The 18,258-nt window shown below is 70.8% G+C and carries 18 protein-coding genes; 12 read left to right on the top strand and 6 right to left on the bottom strand.

The genetic code is table 11. The features are described from left to right. Positions 1-309 precede the first annotated feature (309 nt). Positions 310-1,203: a C1 family peptidase gene (locus BG452_RS43275; RefSeq protein ID WP_188309878.1), complete on the top strand. Its 894-nt coding sequence runs from the start codon at positions 310-312 to the stop codon at positions 1,201-1,203. A 107-nt stretch (positions 1,204-1,310) separates the two neighbouring features. On the opposite strand, the gene BG452_RS47955 is transcribed toward BG452_RS43275, so the two are convergent. Next, positions 1,311-4,007: a LuxR C-terminal-related transcriptional regulator gene (locus tag BG452_RS47955; RefSeq protein WP_188309877.1), complete on the bottom strand. Its 2,697-nt coding sequence runs from the start codon at positions 4,005-4,007 to the stop codon at positions 1,311-1,313. 437 nt (positions 4,008-4,444) lie between these two features. Here BG452_RS47955 and BG452_RS47500 point away from each other — a divergent pair, with 437 nt between their 5' ends. Beyond that, positions 4,445-4,570 carry a hypothetical protein gene (locus tag BG452_RS47500; RefSeq protein ID WP_262986125.1) on the top strand — a complete coding sequence of 42 codons (126 nt, stop codon included), beginning with the start codon at positions 4,445-4,447 and terminating at the stop codon, positions 4,568-4,570. Between the two features lie 183 nt (positions 4,571-4,753). Continuing rightward, the gene (locus tag BG452_RS43265; RefSeq protein ID WP_188309876.1) at positions 4,754-5,752 is read left to right on the top strand and encodes a hypothetical protein; all 999 of its coding nucleotides are present in this window, start codon (positions 4,754-4,756) and stop codon (positions 5,750-5,752) included. Positions 5,753-5,958: 206 nt separating this feature from the next. On the opposite strand, the gene BG452_RS43260 is transcribed toward BG452_RS43265, so the two are convergent. Both BG452_RS43260 and BG452_RS43255 read right to left on the bottom strand, forming a co-directional pair. Next, the gene (locus BG452_RS43260; protein WP_188309875.1) at positions 5,959-6,609 is read right to left on the bottom strand and encodes a hypothetical protein; all 651 of its coding nucleotides are present in this window, start codon (positions 6,607-6,609) and stop codon (positions 5,959-5,961) included. Between the two features lie 21 nt (positions 6,610-6,630). Beyond that, the gene (locus BG452_RS43255; RefSeq protein ID WP_188309874.1) at positions 6,631-7,335 is read right to left on the bottom strand and encodes a hypothetical protein; all 705 of its coding nucleotides are present in this window, start codon (positions 7,333-7,335) and stop codon (positions 6,631-6,633) included. A 200-nt stretch (positions 7,336-7,535) separates the two neighbouring features. On the opposite strand from BG452_RS43255, the gene BG452_RS43250 reads away from it, so the two are divergent. Then, complete coding sequence (locus tag BG452_RS43250) at positions 7,536-7,703, top strand: hypothetical protein (RefSeq protein ID WP_188309873.1); 168 nt, start codon at positions 7,536-7,538, stop codon at positions 7,701-7,703. A gap of 66 nt (positions 7,704-7,769) precedes the next feature. On the opposite strand, the gene BG452_RS43245 is transcribed toward BG452_RS43250, so the two are convergent. After that, a complete protein-coding gene (locus BG452_RS43245) occupies positions 7,770-8,675 on the bottom strand; it encodes an aminoglycoside phosphotransferase family protein (protein WP_188309872.1) in 906 nt (301 codons plus the stop codon). 72 nt (positions 8,676-8,747) lie between these two features. Between BG452_RS43245 and BG452_RS43240 the strand changes: the two genes are divergently transcribed. Further along, positions 8,748-9,092, top strand: coding sequence for a hypothetical protein (locus tag BG452_RS43240; RefSeq protein WP_188309871.1), 345 nt, complete (start codon positions 8,748-8,750; stop codon positions 9,090-9,092). A gap of 66 nt (positions 9,093-9,158) precedes the next feature. Here the strand turns inward: BG452_RS43240 and BG452_RS46750 are convergent, their stop codons facing one another. Beyond that, positions 9,159-9,659 (bottom strand): hypothetical protein, encoded by a 501-nt coding sequence (locus tag BG452_RS46750; RefSeq protein WP_223243591.1) that lies wholly within the window; start codon positions 9,657-9,659, stop codon positions 9,159-9,161. A gap of 227 nt (positions 9,660-9,886) precedes the next feature. Between BG452_RS46750 and BG452_RS43230 the strand changes: the two genes are divergently transcribed. After that, entirely contained in the window at positions 9,887-10,945 is a 1,059-nt protein-coding gene (locus BG452_RS43230; RefSeq protein WP_188309870.1) for a hypothetical protein, read from the top strand. Between the two features lie 84 nt (positions 10,946-11,029). Here the strand turns inward: BG452_RS43230 and BG452_RS43225 are convergent, their stop codons facing one another. After that, positions 11,030-11,191, bottom strand: coding sequence for a hypothetical protein (locus BG452_RS43225; protein WP_188309869.1), 162 nt, complete (start codon positions 11,189-11,191; stop codon positions 11,030-11,032). Here BG452_RS43225 and BG452_RS43220 point away from each other — a divergent pair. The 6 genes from BG452_RS43220 to BG452_RS43195 all read left to right on the top strand — a co-directional run bounded on the left by BG452_RS43220 (position 11,190) and on the right by BG452_RS43195 (position 18,093). Beyond that, a complete protein-coding gene (locus tag BG452_RS43220) occupies positions 11,190-11,768 on the top strand; it encodes a phospholipase domain-containing protein (RefSeq protein ID WP_188309868.1) in 579 nt (192 codons plus the stop codon). The two genes, BG452_RS43225 and BG452_RS43220, sit on opposite strands and share 2 nt — an antisense overlap. 489 nt (positions 11,769-12,257) lie before the next feature. Next, entirely contained in the window at positions 12,258-13,781 is a 1,524-nt protein-coding gene (locus BG452_RS43215; RefSeq protein ID WP_188309867.1) for a hypothetical protein, read from the top strand. Positions 13,782-13,808: 27 nt separating this feature from the next. Beyond that, entirely contained in the window at positions 13,809-15,821 is a 2,013-nt protein-coding gene (locus tag BG452_RS43210) for a hypothetical protein (RefSeq protein WP_188309866.1), read from the top strand. Between the two features lie 3 nt (positions 15,822-15,824). After that, the gene (locus tag BG452_RS43205; RefSeq protein ID WP_188309865.1) at positions 15,825-16,067 is read left to right on the top strand and encodes a hypothetical protein; all 243 of its coding nucleotides are present in this window, start codon (positions 15,825-15,827) and stop codon (positions 16,065-16,067) included. Continuing rightward, the gene (locus tag BG452_RS43200; protein WP_188309864.1) at positions 16,064-17,341 is read left to right on the top strand and encodes a CHAT domain-containing protein; all 1,278 of its coding nucleotides are present in this window, start codon (positions 16,064-16,066) and stop codon (positions 17,339-17,341) included. Before BG452_RS43205 ends, BG452_RS43200 begins: the two co-directional genes overlap by 4 nt. Before the next feature lie 5 nt (positions 17,342-17,346). Then, a complete protein-coding gene (locus BG452_RS43195; protein WP_188309863.1) occupies positions 17,347-18,093 on the top strand; it encodes a hypothetical protein in 747 nt (248 codons plus the stop codon). Positions 18,094-18,258 lie beyond the last annotated feature (165 nt).

Here is an 18,258-nt window from a genome sequence, read left to right as displayed (position 1 = left end):
TCCGGGTCGTAGCCGGCTCGGGGAAAGGCGCTGGCAGAACGGCGTGGGCCGGTTGGCGCGGCAAAGGTTTCCGGCCCGGCGGCACGTGAATTCGCCCGATTAATAGGTAGGTCCCCTCGTTGACCTGGAATCCGGGCACTTGCTTTGCTTCTGCTCGGGACGGACAGCCCGGTTCAACGAGCCGGGAATCCGGGTGATTCCCACTCAGTCTTCGTTGTCTGCCGATGCCATGGCGGGCCAACGGATATCCGGGTGCGGCCGGAAGAATTCGCCGTCCTGACGGTTTCCAGAGATCGAGGAGCAGAAATAGTGCGCATCAAGAAGACGGCCGGGATCGCCTCGGCACTGGCATTGTCCTGCCTGATTCCCGCAGTCACGGCCAGTGCCGCCGATGCCGCCCCCGGGCAGGCACCTCAGCACCACCAGCGGCACGGCCTGGGCTTCATCCCCGCGTCCGCGATGCACCCGGCGGCCGTCGACCAGGAGGCCGGAAGCAGCGCCCAGGCGCCGCTCGCGCAGCTGGCTGCGGTACCGGCCAGCGCGGATCTGACCCGGTACGCGCCGGTGCCGGGTGACCAGGGCGAGGTCAACTCGTGCGTGACCTGGGCCACCGGCTACACCGGTTACGGCATCCTGATGCACGAGCAGGGGATCGGCGGCGCACCGATGGCACCGATGTACATCTACTCGCAGGTCACCGGGGGCCATGACGAGGGCACCGGCACGGACGACGTCCTGTCGATGGAGAAGAAGCAGGGCATCGACACCAGGCGCGACTACTGGCAGGGCGATTTCGACTACCGCACCCAGCCGGACGCCAAGGAACGCGCGAACGCGGCGAAATTCAAGCTGTCCGGCTACAAGTCGCTGCCCGCCCAGGGCAGCGCGGCCAAGGCCGCGATCGAGAGCGCGATATCCCAGGGCATGCCCGTGCCGATCGGAATGAGCGTGCGCCAGAGTTTCATGGACCTGAACTCGCGAGCTGCCTCCAACTACAGCTACCTTCCGGGCGATTCCGCCAGTGATCCGGTGGTCGGCGGCCACGAGGTCACCGTCGTCGGCTACAACGCCAAGGGCGTGAAGATCGAGAACAGCTGGGGCACCGGCTGGGGCGCCGGCGGCTTTGTCACCGTGCCGTGGAGCTTCTTCGATACCGGCGACGTCGACGAGGTCCACGCCATGGGCAAGCTCGTCCAGGGCTGACCGACACCGCGGCCCCTTCCCGGCGTTCACCGACCGGGAAGGGGCCGCGTCCGTGCGTCGGGGCGACGGCCCGAGCGGCCCTGGGGCCGCCGATCGGGGGCGACGTGTCAGTCCTGCCCGGTGCCGGCGAGGTCCAGCCGGGAGACGATCCGCAGTTTGCGCATGGCCCGGGCGACGTGGTGTTCGACGGTTCGCGGGGACAGGTGCAGCTGCGTGGCGATCTCGCGGTTCGTCATGCCGGTCGCGGCCAGTGCCGCGACCTCCTTCTCCCGGGGCGAGAGCTGCTCGCCGTAGGACGGGCGGCCCGGCGGGCGGCGCTCGGCCGTCGTGCGGCGCAGCAGCGCGCGCACCCGGGCGGCGTCCCAGGATGCGCCGAGTTCGTCCAACTCCGCTGCCGCCGAGAGAAGTTCGTCGGCCCCGGCGGGGCAGAGGGGATCGGCTGCGAGGGCGGCGCGGCCGGCGTACTCGGCGAGCAGTGCGGCCTCGTGTGGGCGGGGCAGGGCGCGATAGGCGGCTCTGGCCTGACGGTAGTGGGTCACGGTGGTACTCGGGTCGCCGTCCGATTCGGCGAGCAGGCCCTGGCACCATTCGAGGGCCGCGTGCGCGAACGGGATGTCGCGGCCCTCGAGTCCGGCCGCCAGTTCGGCCACCATGGCGCGGGCCAGGTGCGGCCGGTCGGCGCGGATCGTGGCCTCCACCGCCCACGGCGCCGCGTGGGCCGCCCACGCCCACACGCCTTTGGTGCGCAGCGTGGCCCAGATCGCGGCCGCCTGTTCGGCGGCCTCGGCGGTCTCGTCGCGGGCCAGCGCGAGCCGGATCCGGGCCCCGGCGGACACCGCGCGATGCGGGATCTCGCGATCCGGCGGCTCCGGCCCGGTGAAGGAGACACCGAACTGTTTCCAGTCGCCCTTGGCGAGCGCGATGACGCCCAGGACCAGCTGGGCCTCGTTGACGATGCACGGCATCCGGTCGGCGTCCGCCATCAGCGCCCGGACCCGGTCGGGCAGGCCGGACCAGCGGCCGGTGGCCCAGTCCAGCACCGCCGAGCCCAACCGTACGACCTTGTCGACGTGCGGTGCGCCGCTCTGTGCCGCCAGATCCAGGGCCTCGCCTAGCAGGTCGGCCGACCGGTCGTAGCGGCCCTGCCAGAACGCGCCGTCGGCCGCGTTGCACAGGGCGCGGGCGCACTGGTAGAGGTGCCGTGGGTCGTCGCTGGTCCGTGGCAGGTCCGCCAGGAGCCGCCAGACGTCCGGGTCGCCCATGGACATCAGGAGCGGGATCCGGCTGGCCAGGATGGCTGTTCGGGCGGCCGGGTCGCCGGTCCGGACGACGGCGGCTTCGGCCTGGTCCAGCCAGGCACGGTTCTCCTCGGCCGAACTACCCGGCAGGTGGGGCGAGGCGAGGGCGGCGAGGGCGCGCGCCGCCTGCTCGGGACGGTCGGACAACTCGTCGCTAGCCAGGACGAGTTCACCGCGGGCTTCGGCGCTGCGGTCGAGGTGGTTGAGCAGCAGCAGCCCGAGGCTGAGCCGGATCTCCCCGCGGATCATCCGGGGCAACGCGCAGTCGGCGACCACCTGGCGCAGCATCGCGGCTGTCTGCTCCGAGCTGAGTCCGGCCACCGCGCTGCGGGCCAGGATCGCGCCGAGTCGGGCCCGGACCGCTCCGGGCGCGCTCGGCTCGGCGAGGGCCTCCTCGACGAGGGCGATGGCAATCTGGTGGGCGCCGGTCCCGGCCGCCTCCTCCGCAGCCTTGGCCAGGCTGTCCAGCCAGTCGGCCGCCTGGCCGGCGGCGTGGTGGTGGCCGGCCATCCGGGCCCACGGAACCGGCTGCCGACGGGCCAGGAGCTCAGCGGCGCGGCAGTGCAGCTCCTCCCGTGTCGGCCCGGGGATGGCGCAGCGGACGGCTGTCGCGGCCAGCGGGACGCGGAACCCGTAGCGGTCGGGGCCGAGTTGGTGCAGGGCGGCAGTGCGCACCGCGGCCAGCAGCGCAGTCCGTCCGCGGGCGCCAGGCAGTCCGGCGATCTGGGACAACTCTGCGGCGCAGGCAGGGTCTTCGAGGACCGCCGCGGCCCACACGATGCGGCGCTGGGCGGGGGGCAGGGCCGCGGTGCGGCCCAAGGCCAGCTCGGCTAACCGAACTGGGGGTGCCGGGGCGGCGGTACGGTCCGGCGTCTGCGCGAGGTCTGCCAGCACGTCGGCCACGACCTGGGGAGTTCCGCCGGAGCAGTGATGGAGTCGGGCGGCGAGGTGCGGCGGGCAGGGGCCACCGAGGGCCTGTTCGGCCAGGCGGCGTATCTCGCTTACGTCCAAGGGTTCGAGCCGGACCCGGACCACGGTCAGGTCGGGCGGGTAGTCCACCGTGGCGCCCAACGCCAGCCCGGGTTCGGGGAGTTCCTCCGGCCGGTAGGTCAGCACGGTGCACAGGTCCGCCGGCGGGTGCTCCAGCAGCCGGCGCAGTGCCCGGCGCTGGGACGGATCCGCGTGGTGGACGTCCTCGACGACCAGCAGTCCGCTGGGCCGGGCAGCGAGGAACCCGCCCCACTCCTCGACCGCGGCCGGCGCCGATCGGCCGGGATCGGGTGCCGGCGTGGCCGTGCCCGGCTCCCATGCGACCGCGGCGCCGCCGGCGGAGACCCGTAGCACCACGGCAGCGGTACGTGCGGCCTCCGGCAGGCTCAGCAGGCGGCGGACGAACGTGGTCCTGCCCATGCCGGCCTCCCCCTCGACCAGCACGAGCCCGCGGCGGCCCGCGGCGGCGGATGCCATCAGCTCCCGCAGCCGCCGCTCGTTCACACCCTCGCGCACATGGACTTCCCTTCGCCGTGCAGAGCCCGAAGACGGTCCGCGAACGTTGTGGCACAGGTCCGCGCAGGCCGGGCCGCAGCCCGCCGCGAGGCGAATCACGAACCTACGGCAGGGGCGTGGCCCGAGGCTCTGGATCCACGTTTCGTCACTGTTCCTGCACCTTGGGCCGGAATTGCGCGGATCTCGCATCCGTCCGCTCGGCGGCAGCCCAAACGCGTCACGGTCAAGGCCTGTGGAACGGTGGCCGCCGTCACCGTCTGCAAGCCGCAGGCTCCCTGTTGCGAGAGAACGGGCCCCCGGCCGGAGCCGGTGACGCCCACGACCCGGTCCGGCTCCTCCACCGTCATATCGATCCGCTGGCCGTGCCCGTTGCCGACCGGCGCTACCAGGCCTCGGGATGTCGCTTCACTGTCGGCGCCGACTGGGAAGCTGGCGTCATGGACGACGAGGCGCTGATGCGAGGCCGGGTCTACGGAGCCGACCACGACATCCCGACCCCGGCCCGCAGCCCGCAGCCCGGCCACGAGTACCGCGCCCCGGGCCACCGAGGCCGAGCATCATGACGCCTGCTGACCCGCCGCGCCGCAGGATCCGATACGGTGTCAGCGGCACGAAGCGCACGCCGTTCGCCGTTGCCGTCCTGCCCGCGCTGGGACGGCTGCGTCGGCCAAGGTCTCCGGGGGCCCGCTCACCTTCCGCACGCATCCTCTGCGGACAGGCGCGGGCTGTCCGGAGAGAGACGAGCGATGCCCAAGAAGCAGCCCACCACCGGTAAGAAGGCCCGCGCCCTGCAGGCGTCGACCGGCGGGAAGTACACCACCGCCCTGCGCGCTCAGACCCAGGCCGGCGAGCAGAACCTGCAGATCCGGACCCTCGCCGCCGCGCTGCGGTCGGCCGGACTCACCGCCGACGCCCGGCGGCTGATCGGCATCGCCGAATGGGCGGAAGAGCGCACCCGCCTGCTCGGCTTCTCCAACGTCGCCAACGAGGCATCCCACTGCGGGCGGAGGATCCCGGCGGCCGTGATGCGGCAGCTGCAGCGCATCGAGGATCAGACCAGCGCCGCCCTCGACGCGCACATCGATGGTGACTATCTCCGCGACGACCGCGAGGTTCTGCGGGCCGCGGCCCTGCTCCTGGCGGTCATCGCCGAAGGGGCGGAGCGCAGCGACTTCGCAGACGCGATCAGCGGCGCTCTCAACGGCTTCGAGCCGAAGATGGCCGCCGACGCCATCCGCGATCTGAAAGGTTCGCTGGCGGAACCGGCCGCCGAAGGCCCCGACACCCCGGCCGCGAACACCGCCCGGGCCGCCGCCTCCTTGCTCGCCCAGGCCGCCCGGATGCCATCCGGCGCAGATGAACACTGGCTGGCCTGCGCCACCCTTATGGAGGAGGCCTTCAGCCTGGTGAGGACGCTGGCCCGCACCCTGGCCATCGAGCCGGAAGAAGACATCGCGTGCTGCGACGTCGATGAGGAACTGGTGCTGAGCCTGCGAAAGCGGTTCGACCTGGCCACGCCGGCCGGTGTGAGCGAGGCACTGCGGGAGTTGACCGAGCGGGCATGGCAGGCCGATGGCGTCCACTGGACACGCGGGACTGTGCACGTCGTGTACCTGACCGCCGAGCGGATCTACGACCTCGCCAGGGCTGATCAGCGGTTCGACGCGCAGGATCGTGCGATCCTCACCGGCGCCTTCGTCATTTTTGAGCGTGAGGCGGAACAAGCCCAGCGGTACCACGACTGAAAGGCTCCTGGCCTGGATCGCGGCGTCTGACCGGCTGCGTCAGCCATAACCGCCTGCTGCGCTGCGCCGGGATGACGTCCCGTCGCCGCGCAGCAGGAAGCGGTCCAGGCCGCTCGTAGTCGCGGCCCGACGCCGGACAGGTCGGACATCGGGCCGCGACCGGCGCCGACCGGTTGCACGGCCTCGATCGTGGCGGCCGGGAGAGGTCAGCCTGCGGCGCGGGCCATCTCGAGGTCGGCCCGAGAGAAGGCGCTCATCGTGTTCTCCGGCGCGTTGCGGACGAGCTTGACCAGCCCTTTGGGCGGAGTGTCCTGGTCGTACCGGACGGCAGGGGCGGTGATGTCGTCCAGGAGACGGTTGAGCAGCTGGGCCAGGGCCGACGTACCGCCGGTGCCGCCGCCCTGGCTGTAGCCCAGGCCCTCACCGGGGACCTGCGGCGCCAGCCAGAGGCCGCCGTCGTCGGTGCGCACCCACACTGTGCCGTAAGAGAAGATCACCTCGCTGAGACGCGACGTGGTGGGCAGCCGCTGGGAGGCGGGCGCAAAGAGCGTGACCCGGCCGCGGGCACTTTCGGTCCGCACGACCGGCAAGCCGGTCGCCGGGTCGTGCAGCAGCTCACCTTCGTCCCGGTCGGAGAGTACCCAGCGTTGCAGCACCGTCAACGGCCGATCGACGGGTGCCGGCTCCAGGCGCTTGGCGAACTCGGCCGCCGGCGCACTGCTCTGCGGGTACAGCTCGCAGATCTCTCCTGAGGGCCAGTCGGCGCCGCCGTCCCACCGCTGGGCGTACAACGCCGCCTGGTATGCCAGCTGGTCGGTCCGCTCGGTGATCTGCGCCCAGCCGGCTCGCCGGATCACCTCCGCCGGCTCCGGCTCGCGCTAGCGCCCCAGCGGCGCCGGGCGGGCCGCCACGACCAGGCCCTTGCACCCGTCGAACGGAGACTTGTCCTCGTGGATGGACTTCAGCATGCTCAACGCCGCGGCGGTGTCGCGGCGGTGTACCTCGCGGGCCAGCCACAGGCACACCTGACCGGCCGGGGAACCGTCCGGCTCGTACGCCGCCAGGCGCAGCAGCGCATCCTCCGCCGCCCGGGTCTGCGGGTACTGCGCGGCAACCACCGCCGCCGCCGCGCCCGGCCTCCAGGCCAGGATCGCCTTCTCGTCGCGCAGCGAGCCGTGCCAGTACGGCACCTCCGTGCCGAACAGCCTGGCCAGCTGCGCCCAGGACGGCTTGTAGGGCCTGCCGGTGTCCTCGGGCAGCAGGTCGCAGGCTTCCAGGTGCGGGGCGTCCAATCCCCACACGCTGTCGCTGACGACGACCGCCTGGTAGTGCTCGGCAGCCTTTCGGCCGTACTTCTCCCACCGGGCTGCGAGCAGCGCCCTGGGCGAGGAGTAGGCCGGGGAGAGCGCGTAGCCCATGGCGACCCGGCCGACCGCGGTGTCCCAGGACAATACGGCGAAGCGACCGATCAGCTCGGCGCCCTGGAAGGCCGCGGCCGCACCCGGACGCGGGGCGGTGGTGAGCAAGCCCTGCGGCTCTCCATCCGGCTCAGGCTGCGCGGCGGTGTTGCGACCGAAGTTCACGAAGTGCTCCCCTCCTGGTGATGCCCGGCCGATCCGGGCCAGTCCCCAGCCCTACCCACCGGGCCAGGTGGTCAGCCATCCGATGCGGAGCGCAGCGGCACACCGGGCGTCCCTGCGGTTGGCCGGCGCACTGGCCGCGCTGTCGGTGCCAGCTGCGATCGTGGTGACGCATCGTCATGCCATGCTCACTGGAGGTCGGCGTGGAGTACCGCAGGATGTCGCCGGAGGCGAAGGCTGCCTTCCTCGCCAAGCAGGGTCTCCAGGTCAGCCTGGCTGGTGCCGAGGAGAAGCTCAGCCAGCTCGATCGGGGTCACGGGCAGCATACGGCCGTGGACCTTGGCATCCCCACCATGCGTGGTGATCGATGAATCCACGAGGGTGGACTGCCGCATGGTCCTCAACCAAGATCGAGAACCGATTCAAAGAAGCGTGCATCAAACGCCCTTCAGAACACGATCGAGCGCTGCCCGGCCAGCGGGCCCCCACGTCGGCTTGCCGCCCGGAAGGCTCCGATCTCCGGCCTGGCCCATAAGGATGAGGAAGAGGCTCTTCATGGCGGCCAGCCCGCGGGCACGCCGGATCGTCGCCTCGTCCGCATGCGCGTACACGTCGAAGAACCGAGAGGCGGCGCCCGAGGGAAGGAGCACCCATGCGGCCGCGAGGTCCCACGCCGGATCCCCGGCGAACAGGGCATCGAAATCGATCACGCCCGAGAGCGTCCCGTCCGAGACGACGACATTCGCGGGATGGAGGTCACCGTGCAGCCATACCGGCGGGCCCGCCCACTCGGGGGCCGCAACGGCATCGTCCCAGACGTCCCGGACAGCCCGAACGTCGGCGGCAATGCCGCCGGGGGCAATGCCCTGCAAGAACTCCTCGAAGTCGGCCGTGCACTCCTTAGGGTGAGCGCCGCGGTCCGACATGGTGGGCGCCTCGGCGGGCGCCTCCACATGGAGCGCCCTGAGGAAACCCGCCAGAGTGTCGGCCGCGTGGTCACTGCGGCTGATCGAGGTGCAGTCCAGCGGCTCGCCGGGAACCCACGTCATCACGGTCCAGTGCTTGGGGAAGCGCGCAGACGGTTCACCGGACCGCACCGGGGTCGGCACCGGGAGCGGCAGACGCGGGGCCAAGACAGGCAGCCATCGGCGCTCCTTGAGCTGGAGCTCCGGGGTGGGGGCCATGCGCTGCATGCGCACGGCCAACTCGTCCCCGAGGCGCCACATTTGGTTGCCCCAGCCGCCCGCCACCTCGCGGATGGCCAGCCTTGCAAGGTCTGGATGTTGCTCCCGCAGCAGGTCGCGGACCAGGTCTGCGGTGATCTCGATCTCGGTGTCGGTCATGCGAAGTCATAGTAGTAAGGCGGCAGACGGAGTTAGTTTGGAGAAGGGCCCCTGTGCGGCAGCTGCAACACCATGGAAGGCCAAGGCAAGGAGTTCCTCGCCCGCCAAGGCAGCGTGCAGCACCTCCTGAACTGCAACGGCTGCCGTACCCACCGCACCCTGCCACCGCACCACCGGCTCGCCGCACTGCGCCGCCATCTTCATCTCGAACGTGGCGTTCGTGACTGTGACTGGCCGATGCACATGTGCGTGTCCGTCACCGAGATCGACGGCGGCGGGTACGAGTGCAAGGTGAGATGCCCCGGGCAGAGACGCTCCTCGAACCTGCAAATGACGGAACCCGACGCTGACCACATCCTGTCGCTGATGATCGAGTCAGGGATGAAGCCCTGCGACCCGGGCCCGGGGACCCTGTAGACGGCACGCCTACGCGTCCCTGCTCACGTCCGCGAAGAGACCGGTTGGCAGGGCCCGGGGCAGTTCTCAGCGGCGTGTGGGGTTGAGGTGATCACATAGCCTGCGTTGGTGGTAGGCGCCGGCGACGCCGGTTCCGACGGCCGTCCAGAAGGGTTTGGCGGCGTGCATGTGGCCGCCGAGGGTGTGCCAGGCGAGGTCTGGGTGTTCGGTACGCAGCCGGGCGAGGCCGGCGGCGGCCAGGCCGAGTCGTTGGTAGGCCTCGTGGGTGTGCGGCTCCTCCACCCAGCCGACGCGGCAGCGGCTGCAAATCCGGTAGTCGACTTCGAAGACAGGTTCACCGTTGAGGTAGGCGCTGCGGCAGCGCCACGTGGAGCGCAGGGGCGAGGGAGTGTCCTGCCAAGGCGTGCCGAGCTCAGGAGCCGCATAGGGGCCATACCGACGCCCGAGCCGGCCTCGGGTGAGCCAGCGCAGGGCCGCCCGTAGTGGTTCGCGGCCGGAGTCCCGGCCAACCTCATCGATCTGGGAGAGGAGTTTCCTGGCTGCCTGCAGATCCTCTTCTAATGCCATGTGCTGCACCTTGCCCGGGCGCCTTCGATGCAACCTTCCGGCGCTGAACCGGCCGGACCGCAGAACTGGCTGCCGCTCCCGGCCGGAGCGCTCCGCCTGACCTGACGCTCACGAGGCTGCGGCCGAGGACTCCAGCGGCGGCGACACACGAGCCTCATCCTTCTCTGCTGTGGCGGGTCTGCGCCGCGGTGGCCATTTCGGAACTGGAACAAGGCGGCCTCGACTTGGTGGTCGTCTCGGGCAGCATCGCCAAAGCCGTCTACTCTCGGCAGATGGACATACCATCCCAGCAACTGCCGGTGCTGCGTCGCTGGATGGGATCCGCACCAGGTCATCCGCTGCGCCGTCTCATGGAGCTGCCCAGCCCCGATCCGGAGGTGGTCTACGCCTGGTGGCGTGACCCAGTGCTGGTCGTCCTCGAAGAGATACTTACCGTCCTGGAACAGGCCCATCCGGTGGGTCTTGAGTCGATCGCGCGCACCTTTCGTGCCTTCGACGATCCCTCCTGGGACGGGATGGAGAAGTTCCTGCAACACCGTGCTGAGCTGGTCGTCGCCGCGCTCTTGGCCGAGTCCGGGGTGCCGTTCCGTTTCAACACAACGGCGGGTCCTGACCTGCTGTTGGACGGGGCTCCCACCTGCGCGATCGAGGTCAGCTCGCGAAGCCCGAAGAGCCTGTTCAACCTCAACCAGGTCCTCGGCGAAGGCCTACGGGCACGCGGGTTTCCCGACACCCTCACGATCACCGCCGAACCCATCCCGCCAGTGGAGATCCGCAGTCAGGTCCGGGACGCCATCGTGCAGCAGTTCCTTCCACCAGACGGAAGCCCCGGCGTGGGACGGCTGCGGGCGATGGCGGCACCGTCCCGCCCCGACGACGGTATCCCGGCATCGTGGGTGACCGTCACCCGTGGCGGCTCCGGAATCACCTCCTACTCGGCGCCGTACGACAGCCCGCACATGACCGCCCTGGCCCAGTCCGTCGCGACGAACGTGCTCCGCGACAAGCGGAAGATCCGCCAGTCCCAAGCGCTTCCCACCCTCCTGGTCGTGGACGTCTCCCGGACCGACCTGCCCGACCTGCGCTGCTGGGAAAAGACCTTCGAACGCATCTGGAAGCCGCACGACGCCTTCCTCGGCCTGGCCGCGCTGGTCGCGGACCCCAACCAGCGCACCCCCACCCTCACCTTCTCCATCAACCCCTACGCCGATCCGGAGCACGTTGCCCACCTCGCCTCCGGAGTGAGCGGGTGCCCTGCCTTCGGAGTACTGCAGGACCTGATCTGACTGGCACCGCCGGTGTCGACTGTCGAGGCCGAGGGCGATGGTTCCGGCTGCGCTCGCCGCCCGCCGCGGGCAGGATCAAGGCGGTTACTGGTCCGCTGGGTAGGCCATCGTGAGGGAGTGCTGCAAGAACGCCATACGCTTGTCTTCCATTTGACCGAGCGCCTGGCTGACGTCGGCGCCCAGGTAGCCGCCCCATGTTGCGATGCCGGACTCAAGCGCGCCCATGACGACCATGACCGCGGTCATGACCGTGGCAGCCGACACCCGCCCGGCCCGAGCCCTGCCCTACGACCTCGTCGTCAACGAGGAGGAGACCGACAACCGCGGCCAGCTCCACCTCGACCTCGAAAACCGCGGCGAGGCCGGCGCCTGGCTCTACGTCTACGACCGCACCGCACCCGCGGCGGCCCCGCGCCGCTACGCCGTCTCCGGCGGCGACACCCTCACCGACTACTGGACCCTGCCCGGCTCCGGCCGCTACCACCTCGCCGTGCACGGCCCCAACGGCTCCCTGCAGGAGTTCGAGGGCGAGGCGGGCACCGAACTGGTCGCCCGCTTCGACCCCCGCGGCACCAGCGTCCACGTCCGCAACAACGGGCCCGCGCCCCGCACGGTGAGCGTCGCCGACGCCTACGCCAAGGGCTCCGCGAGGACCCGTACCCTGCGCCCGGGCGCCTCCGTCCAGCTCACCTTCGACGTCGACCCCCGCAGCCGCTGGTACGACGTCTCGGTCACCGCCCCGGGCACGCCCGTCTTCCGCCGCCGCTGGGCCGGCCACCTCGAGAGCGGCCGCCCCGGCACCAGCGACCCCGGCCCCCGCTGACCGGCCCCCGTCCTGTCCCGCCCCGGCGGGACGGGACGGGCCGCCGGGCCCACCGCGCCGGGCACGCGTCGCCCATCGCACGCATCGCCATCGCACCAATCGCATGCAGACGCATCGCGTGCAGATAATGTTCGCCGGCCGCACCGCGGAACGAAATTCAGCAGGAACCTGACACCCGGGCCGAATCCCCGCACCCGCGCGCGTGCGCGTTCGAGGAAAATACCGCCACGATCACGGGTCAGCAAAGAATTCCAGCCAATGATTCCGCCACAGGACCGCATGCCCTAACGTGAACACGCCCTCCATGTAAGAAACATGAGGGGCCGTCATCTGCGCCCGGGCATGCGCCGCCGGCCACCCTGGCAGGACAGTCGATCGTTTCCGCGCCGAGGCCGAGCGCCTTCGGGGCATTGGGAGTCGGGCATGCCTATACGAGCCATCGCTGGGCCTCGGACCGGGGAATCCGGCCAGACTTTCGCGCGGGCAACCGTGGAGAACATCGAGATCGTCGAACGCTTCCAATACAAACAGGAGATCTCCAACAATCGCGGCCACGAGAACGCAGGCGTCCCCACCGGAAAGATCACGATCTCCATTCCGTACGACGGCGGCCAGTACTTCACCCGCGAGGCGATCGCCGACACCGAAAAGACCGCAGCCGCCCCGGGCCCCGACGCCACCGCCCTGGTCGGCCACCTGCTGCTGAGCGACTACGACAAGACCGACCTCGGCTCCGCATCCGGCCTGGACGGCAGCTACGGAGCCGTCCGCATCGAAGTGCCGATCCACGGGGGCAGGAAACGCCTCGCCGCCGACCGCCAGGAGTGCGTACTGGAACACGAGTACGCACCGGACCCGAACTGCCTGCACGCCGAACCGATCACGGTACTCGCCGAACTGTTCGACCCGGACGGGGTCACCCTGCTCCCCTTCGACAGCCAGACCGACGAAACATCGCGCGCGACGGGCCTGTCGACCGGAGACGAGGGAGCCGGCAGGCTCCTCCTCGACAAGCTGAAAAGGCTCCCGTCCCTGCCCTTCGAGGAACAGCAGAGGATCGCCGGCCTGGTCACCTACGCCGCCGAGAACATCGCCCAGCAGGCCAGCTTCCGCTCCTACCTGCAACTGCGGCTGCGCGTACGCCTGGTGCTCCCCAGACAGGACGACGGCAAGCACACCGACGCCCCGGTGCTGCGCCGGGTGTCGGTCGCCTGGCCGACCATCACCTCGCTGCGCGCGGTACACCTGCACCTGCTCGACGCCTCGGCCGACCCCAGCCCCGTCATCACCTACAACCCGGTCACCAAGTGCCTGGAGTGGCACGACATGCCGCTGCGCTCCAGCGCGATGGACTCGGAAGACAAGAGCCTGCAGGGGTACGAGAGCTCGACCATGGTCCTCACCATCGAGCAGCCCGGCGAGCTCTACCTCGCCCCCGAACTTCACGGACGCGTCGAGGTGGACGTGCCGGACCGGCTGCTCTCCGGCACCGACGCCCGCCTCTTCACCGCGACCGGCATGCAAGCGGCGCACGGCCCCCGGCTGAAGACCCAGATCGAATCGGAGTTCAAGCTCGTTCTCGGCGACGCGTTCACCAAACGCGTGCAGAGCCCGTGCCAGCACCTCTACTTCGACGAGGTGATCCCCGACCGCGCGCGGATCACCGACATCCAGGCCGCGCTCGAGACCCGCGGCTACGACGTGTTCCATTGCCACCTCGGCGGTGACGGCTCGGCCGGCGGGTCGGCCCTGCGCTCGTTCGTCCTCGCCTGCCGGACCGAGGGGCCGGACCAGATGGCGCTGTGGATCTACGTCGAGGGCCGCCACCTCACCACCGAGCGGCAGTCCCAAGTCGACGGCGGGACGACCTACACCACCCAGCTGAAGAGCGGCGACCTGCGGCTCTACGTGCGCGGCACACTCGCCGGCCACCGACGGGAACTCGTGCTGGAGATGAACGCCCTCCAGAAGGCGCTGCGGGACCAGTTCGCCCGCATCCGCCAGCTCACCTGAACCCCGCCGCAGCATCAGGAGCCCATCGTGCAGACCTACATCAGGGACCGTGCCCCCCGGCTTCGCTGCCGGGACTGCGGCGGACTGCGGAACATCAGAAACGTGTGCCACCACTGCGGCGGCGCGCTCTGCGACGAGCACGCCGTACGGTCCACGGACGCCGAAGGCCGCAACCTCACCTCCGAGTACGCCGACCTGGACCTCGACACCACCCCCGTCATCCACTGCCCGGCCGACCACCACGTGGTCAAGGGCCCGCTGAAGAAGTGGCTCTGGGGCGGCGCGGGCGGCGCGCTGCTCGGACTCCTCCTCGTCATCCTCGACGCCAACCCCTTCACGCTCCTGGTGTTCCTGGCAGGCGCCGGCACGGCCGCCTACGGCTACTACGGCGAACAGCACCGGATCCGGCGCATGCTGGAGAGTCGGCCGAAACTACCGCTCACCCCCGGCCTCGACTCCGTCGAGATCGCCGAACGACTCTCCGGCGAACTGCTGTTGAGCACCGAGGGCGTCTACACCTCGGCCGTCGACCCGGTGGACGGAGGCGTACAGCTGCGCCTCACCTTCGGGCAGAAGGACCGCGACCGGCTGAAGTGCTACCGCGCGAAGTACCAGCTCGGCCCGGCCGCCGAGGCCGACTTCTCGGCCGGATACGTCCTGCTCGCCGGAGAAGCCGGCCTGCGCTTCAAGGACCCCGCGCTCAACGGATGCGTGATCCCGCTGGTCGGGCGCGTGAGCGACCATCCCTTCCTCGACACGGCCGCAACCTCCGCCGGCGCCCAGTGGCAGGCCTCGTTCCCGTACGCGCTGGACGCCACCTCCCAGCCGGACCACCTGCCGCTCTGGCTCACGCCGTCGCTGGTGCCGGAGCAGGACCGGCGCACCTTGGAGCTGGAACTGCAGTGGGTGCCGTTCCGCAGCGGCGGCGAGGCGGACCTGCGGCTGGAGTCCGTCCACCTCCTGCGGCTGGAGGTGCCGGCTGCCTGGGGGAACGTGGAAAGCGTCTCCTCGCCGACCGCCGGGAACTCCATGCGCCACTACACGATCTCGGACGTGATCATGCCGGACGGCCGGCCCCCGTACCGGACGATCGAATGGGTCCAGGCCGCGACCAGCACGGAGGAGCGGACGAAGAAGCGGCTGGTCGTCTCGGTCCGCTTCGAGAAGCAGATCAAAACCACCGACGCGGTCAAGGGAAGGATCGAGGCCCGGTTCGGCGGCACGCTCTCCGGCCTCACCGGGGTGTCGATGGCGCACCCCCTGGGCGGCGGCGTCCAGCAGCCGGCCGGCGACCGGCGCGCGCACGCACAGCCCGGCCGGAAGACGACCGCCCGCACCGAGGTGGCGGCGGAGTTCACCCTGAACCTCGCACTCGTCCGCTACCAGGACGTGCGCAAGGTGCCGGACCGCAGGGTGGAGGACGACTCCGCGCGGGAGGAGAAGACCTCCTTCGGCGGGGTCATCCCGGACCACGAGACCGTCATCGCCCTGACGAACGCGCTGGCCGAGCACTACTACATCAAGCGGGTCCTGGAGAACCCGCCGCGGGGCAGCGGCCGGGCGAACACGGTGAACCGGTACTGGGACATCGCCGGCCGGCTCTACGACGGGGTGCTGCCCATCGACTTCCAGATCATCCTCACCGGCGTGGAGACCCGCCTGGGCGGGATCCGCGCGGAGCGGGGGGACGCCGAGGTGGGCGTCACGGTCACGGCCTCCTACGCCAACGAGGCGATGAAGGAGACCATCGGGTCGGCCTGGGACGGCCTCAACCACCGGGTCGGCGAGGCGCTGAAGCACGCGCTGGCGTCCCAGCCCCGCACCGTAGCGCAGCCGCCGCAGCGCGAGGAGGCCGTCCTCGACACCGGGAGCGTGCCCGGCCCCAGGCCACCGGCGGACCGGCCGGCCGCCGGCACCGACGCCGACGCCGCCGAAGCCAAGAAGAAGCGCCGACAGGACCTGACCGACGCACTGCTCGCCGGCCGGATCTCGGAGGCGATCTACCTGACCTTGCGCGCCGAGATCGACGAGGAGCCCTGAGCGATGACGTGGAAGTGCGTGGACTGCACGCAGGAGGAGAAACCCGACGGATCGGTCCGGATCGACAGGATCTGCCACCACTGCGGCAAGCCGCTGTGCGCCGAGGACCAGGTTCTCGTCCACGACCCCGGCTTCAGCCCGTCCGAGGACGGCCTCCTGCTCCCGCCGGCCGTCCACTGCAAGTCCTGCAAGCAGGCGCACCACCCGCGGGCCGCCGCGGTCGACCCCCCGGCGGCTAACAGGTGAGCGACATCCACGCTGAGATCACCCCGACCAGGCTGACCGAAGGGCGCATCGCCGAGCTGGTCGTGCGCCTGACCAACGACGGAGAGGGAGTCTGCACCGACATCGTCTTCGTCCTCAGCCTGCCGCCGCAGCTGAGCCTGCTGGCCGGCGGCTCCCGGATGGAGCTGGCCGAGCTCGCGCCGGGGGCCGGCGTCGACCACCGCATCCAGGTGCGCTCCTCGAAGCCAGGCGCCTGGACGGCGACCAGCCGGAACTTCTCCTACCGCGACCGCGCGTCCCGCCCGGTCCGGATCCCCGACTTCGCCGTCACCCTGGAAGTGCTGCCGAGCTCGGCGCTCCCGGAACCCGAGAAGCCGAAGCTGGCAGTCGAGGTGACGACGACGAACCTGCCGTGGAACGAGGCGACGGTGATCCGGGGACGGGTGGCCAACCGGGGGACCGTGGCGGTGCAGACCCTCGAAGTGGCCCTCGGCGGGCCCTTCCGGGTCGAAACCCGGGGCTCGACCGGCACACTGGGCGAGCTGCCGCCCGGCGCGTCCACCGAGTTCCTGTTCTACGCCAAGGCCCTCGACCGGGGGACGGCGGTCCCCCTCCACGTGGAACTCGACTACGCGGACCGCCACGGCCGCAGCTTCCACGTCGCCCACACCGTGGCGGTCGGCGTCAGCAGCGCACCGCTGCACCGGCCACGACCGCCGCGCCTGAAGATTCTCCACCTGGAGGCCCTTCCTGACCGCCACCGCCAGTCCTCGCGCCTCGACCACGAAGTGCGCGCCATCCGCGAGGAGATCCGGCTCTCCGGCCACCGCGAGTCCATCGAGGTCGAGAGCGAGCGGGCCGTGCGCGCGCGGGACATCACGCGCGCGCTGCTGCGGGAACGGCCCCGCATCGTGCACTTCTCCGGTTACGGCGACCCGAACGGGAACTACCTCGTCGAAACGGACGACGGCGGCGTCCACCCCCTGCCCCCCGCCTCCCTCGCAGGGCTGTTCGCCGCCGCTGGCCACGGCACCGAATGCGTCATCCTCAACTCCTGCGGCTCGGACGCGACCGCCGAGGCCGTCGTGGAGCACATCGGCCACGTCATCGGGATGCGGGAGGAGATCGGCGAGTCCTCCGCGATCGCGTTCAGTGTGGGCTTCTACCAAGCCCTGGCGGCCGGCTGCACGATCGCCGAGGCCTTCGAACTCGGATGCGTGCAGATCGCCATGACCGCGTCCAGGCCGGCCGAACACCTGGTCCCGGTGCTATGGATCCGAGCGAACAAGAGGTGAACGACGTGGCCGCGATCTTCGAACGCTACACCCAGGAGATGAGGAAGGAGTTCGGCTACCTGTCGGCATGGCTCCCGACGACGCGGATCGACGTCGGCGACGTCGGATACCTGGACCGCGCCCGCTTCGACCGGCACACCAGCCTGCCAGAACTCGGGATCGACGCGGCCACCCAGCCCGGCCGCACGCTGGCCGACCTGGACTACGCCTCCCGCGGCAGCGTCGCCGTCACCCTGGAGGAGTCCGCGCGCGGCCTTCCCGGCGGACAGGACGCGGAAGTCACCTTCAGCCGCGAGCACGGCGTCCTGTTCCAGGCCCGCAAGTGCCGCACCACCCGCATCGCCGACCTCCAGGCACTGGGACGCGCCGTGCTGGCACTCCACCGCGAGGGCAAGTGGGACGCCGCCGCGGTCGTGGTCACCGAAGTGGTCCACTCGGGACCGACGGTGATCCTCGTCTCGAACCAGCGCGGGGCCCGGATCGGCCTGCGAGCACACGCCGCCGCCCCGCTGGCCGGCGCGCTGGCCCTGGCCGACGCGGCAACAGGACTGAGGGTCGTCAGCACCCAGGGCATCGGCGTCAAGATCATCGAGCCGCGCGGGCTCACCCCGCTGTTCCGCGTGTGCGGCATCCGCCGCCGCCTGCTCGGCGACCCCGACTTCGAGCACCGCGGCGAGCCGGCAGCCACAGCGGAGCACACCGGTGAGCAGTGGTACTTCTCGACACTGACCTACGAGGACCTGGGCGCCTAGTACGAGGACCTGGGCGCCTGGAACGACCGCGCCCCACCCGATCAGCCGGCGGCCCGACGGTCTTCCCACCGGGCGCGCCATCCGCCGTCCTCCCCGTCGCGGAGGATCAGGGCGACGCCGAAACAAATCGGTGGGCAGCCGCCCAAGGCTCGGCTACGGTCGGCG

Origin of the sequence: Streptomyces sp. CBMA123 (assembly GCF_014596465.1) — a bacterium.
Lineage (GTDB): Bacteria > Actinomycetota > Actinomycetes > Streptomycetales > Streptomycetaceae > Kitasatospora.
The sequence above is the reverse complement of the archived record's forward strand: the minus strand, read 5'-3'. Positions and strand labels throughout refer to the sequence as shown.

Excerpts from the sequence above, each read along its gene's own strand:
- BG452_RS47500 (WP_262986125.1), top strand. The coding sequence starts at position 4,445 with ATGGACGACGAGGCGCTGATGCGAGGCCGGGTCTACGGAGCCGACCAC.
- BG452_RS43265 (WP_188309876.1), top strand. The coding sequence starts at position 4,754 with ATGCCCAAGAAGCAGCCCACCACCGGTAAGAAGGCCCGCGCCCTGCAG.
- BG452_RS43245 (WP_188309872.1), bottom strand. The coding sequence starts at position 8,675 with ATGACCGACACCGAGATCGAGATCACCGCAGACCTGGTCCGCGACCTG.
- BG452_RS43240 (WP_188309871.1), top strand. The coding sequence starts at position 8,748 with ATGGAAGGCCAAGGCAAGGAGTTCCTCGCCCGCCAAGGCAGCGTGCAG.
- BG452_RS46750 (WP_223243591.1), bottom strand. The coding sequence starts at position 9,659 with ATGGCATTAGAAGAGGATCTGCAGGCAGCCAGGAAACTCCTCTCCCAG.
- BG452_RS43220 (WP_188309868.1), top strand. The coding sequence starts at position 11,190 with ATGACCGTGGCAGCCGACACCCGCCCGGCCCGAGCCCTGCCCTACGAC.
- BG452_RS43225 (WP_188309869.1), bottom strand. The coding sequence starts at position 11,191 with ATGACCGCGGTCATGGTCGTCATGGGCGCGCTTGAGTCCGGCATCGCA.
- BG452_RS43205 (WP_188309865.1), top strand. The coding sequence starts at position 15,825 with ATGACGTGGAAGTGCGTGGACTGCACGCAGGAGGAGAAACCCGACGGA.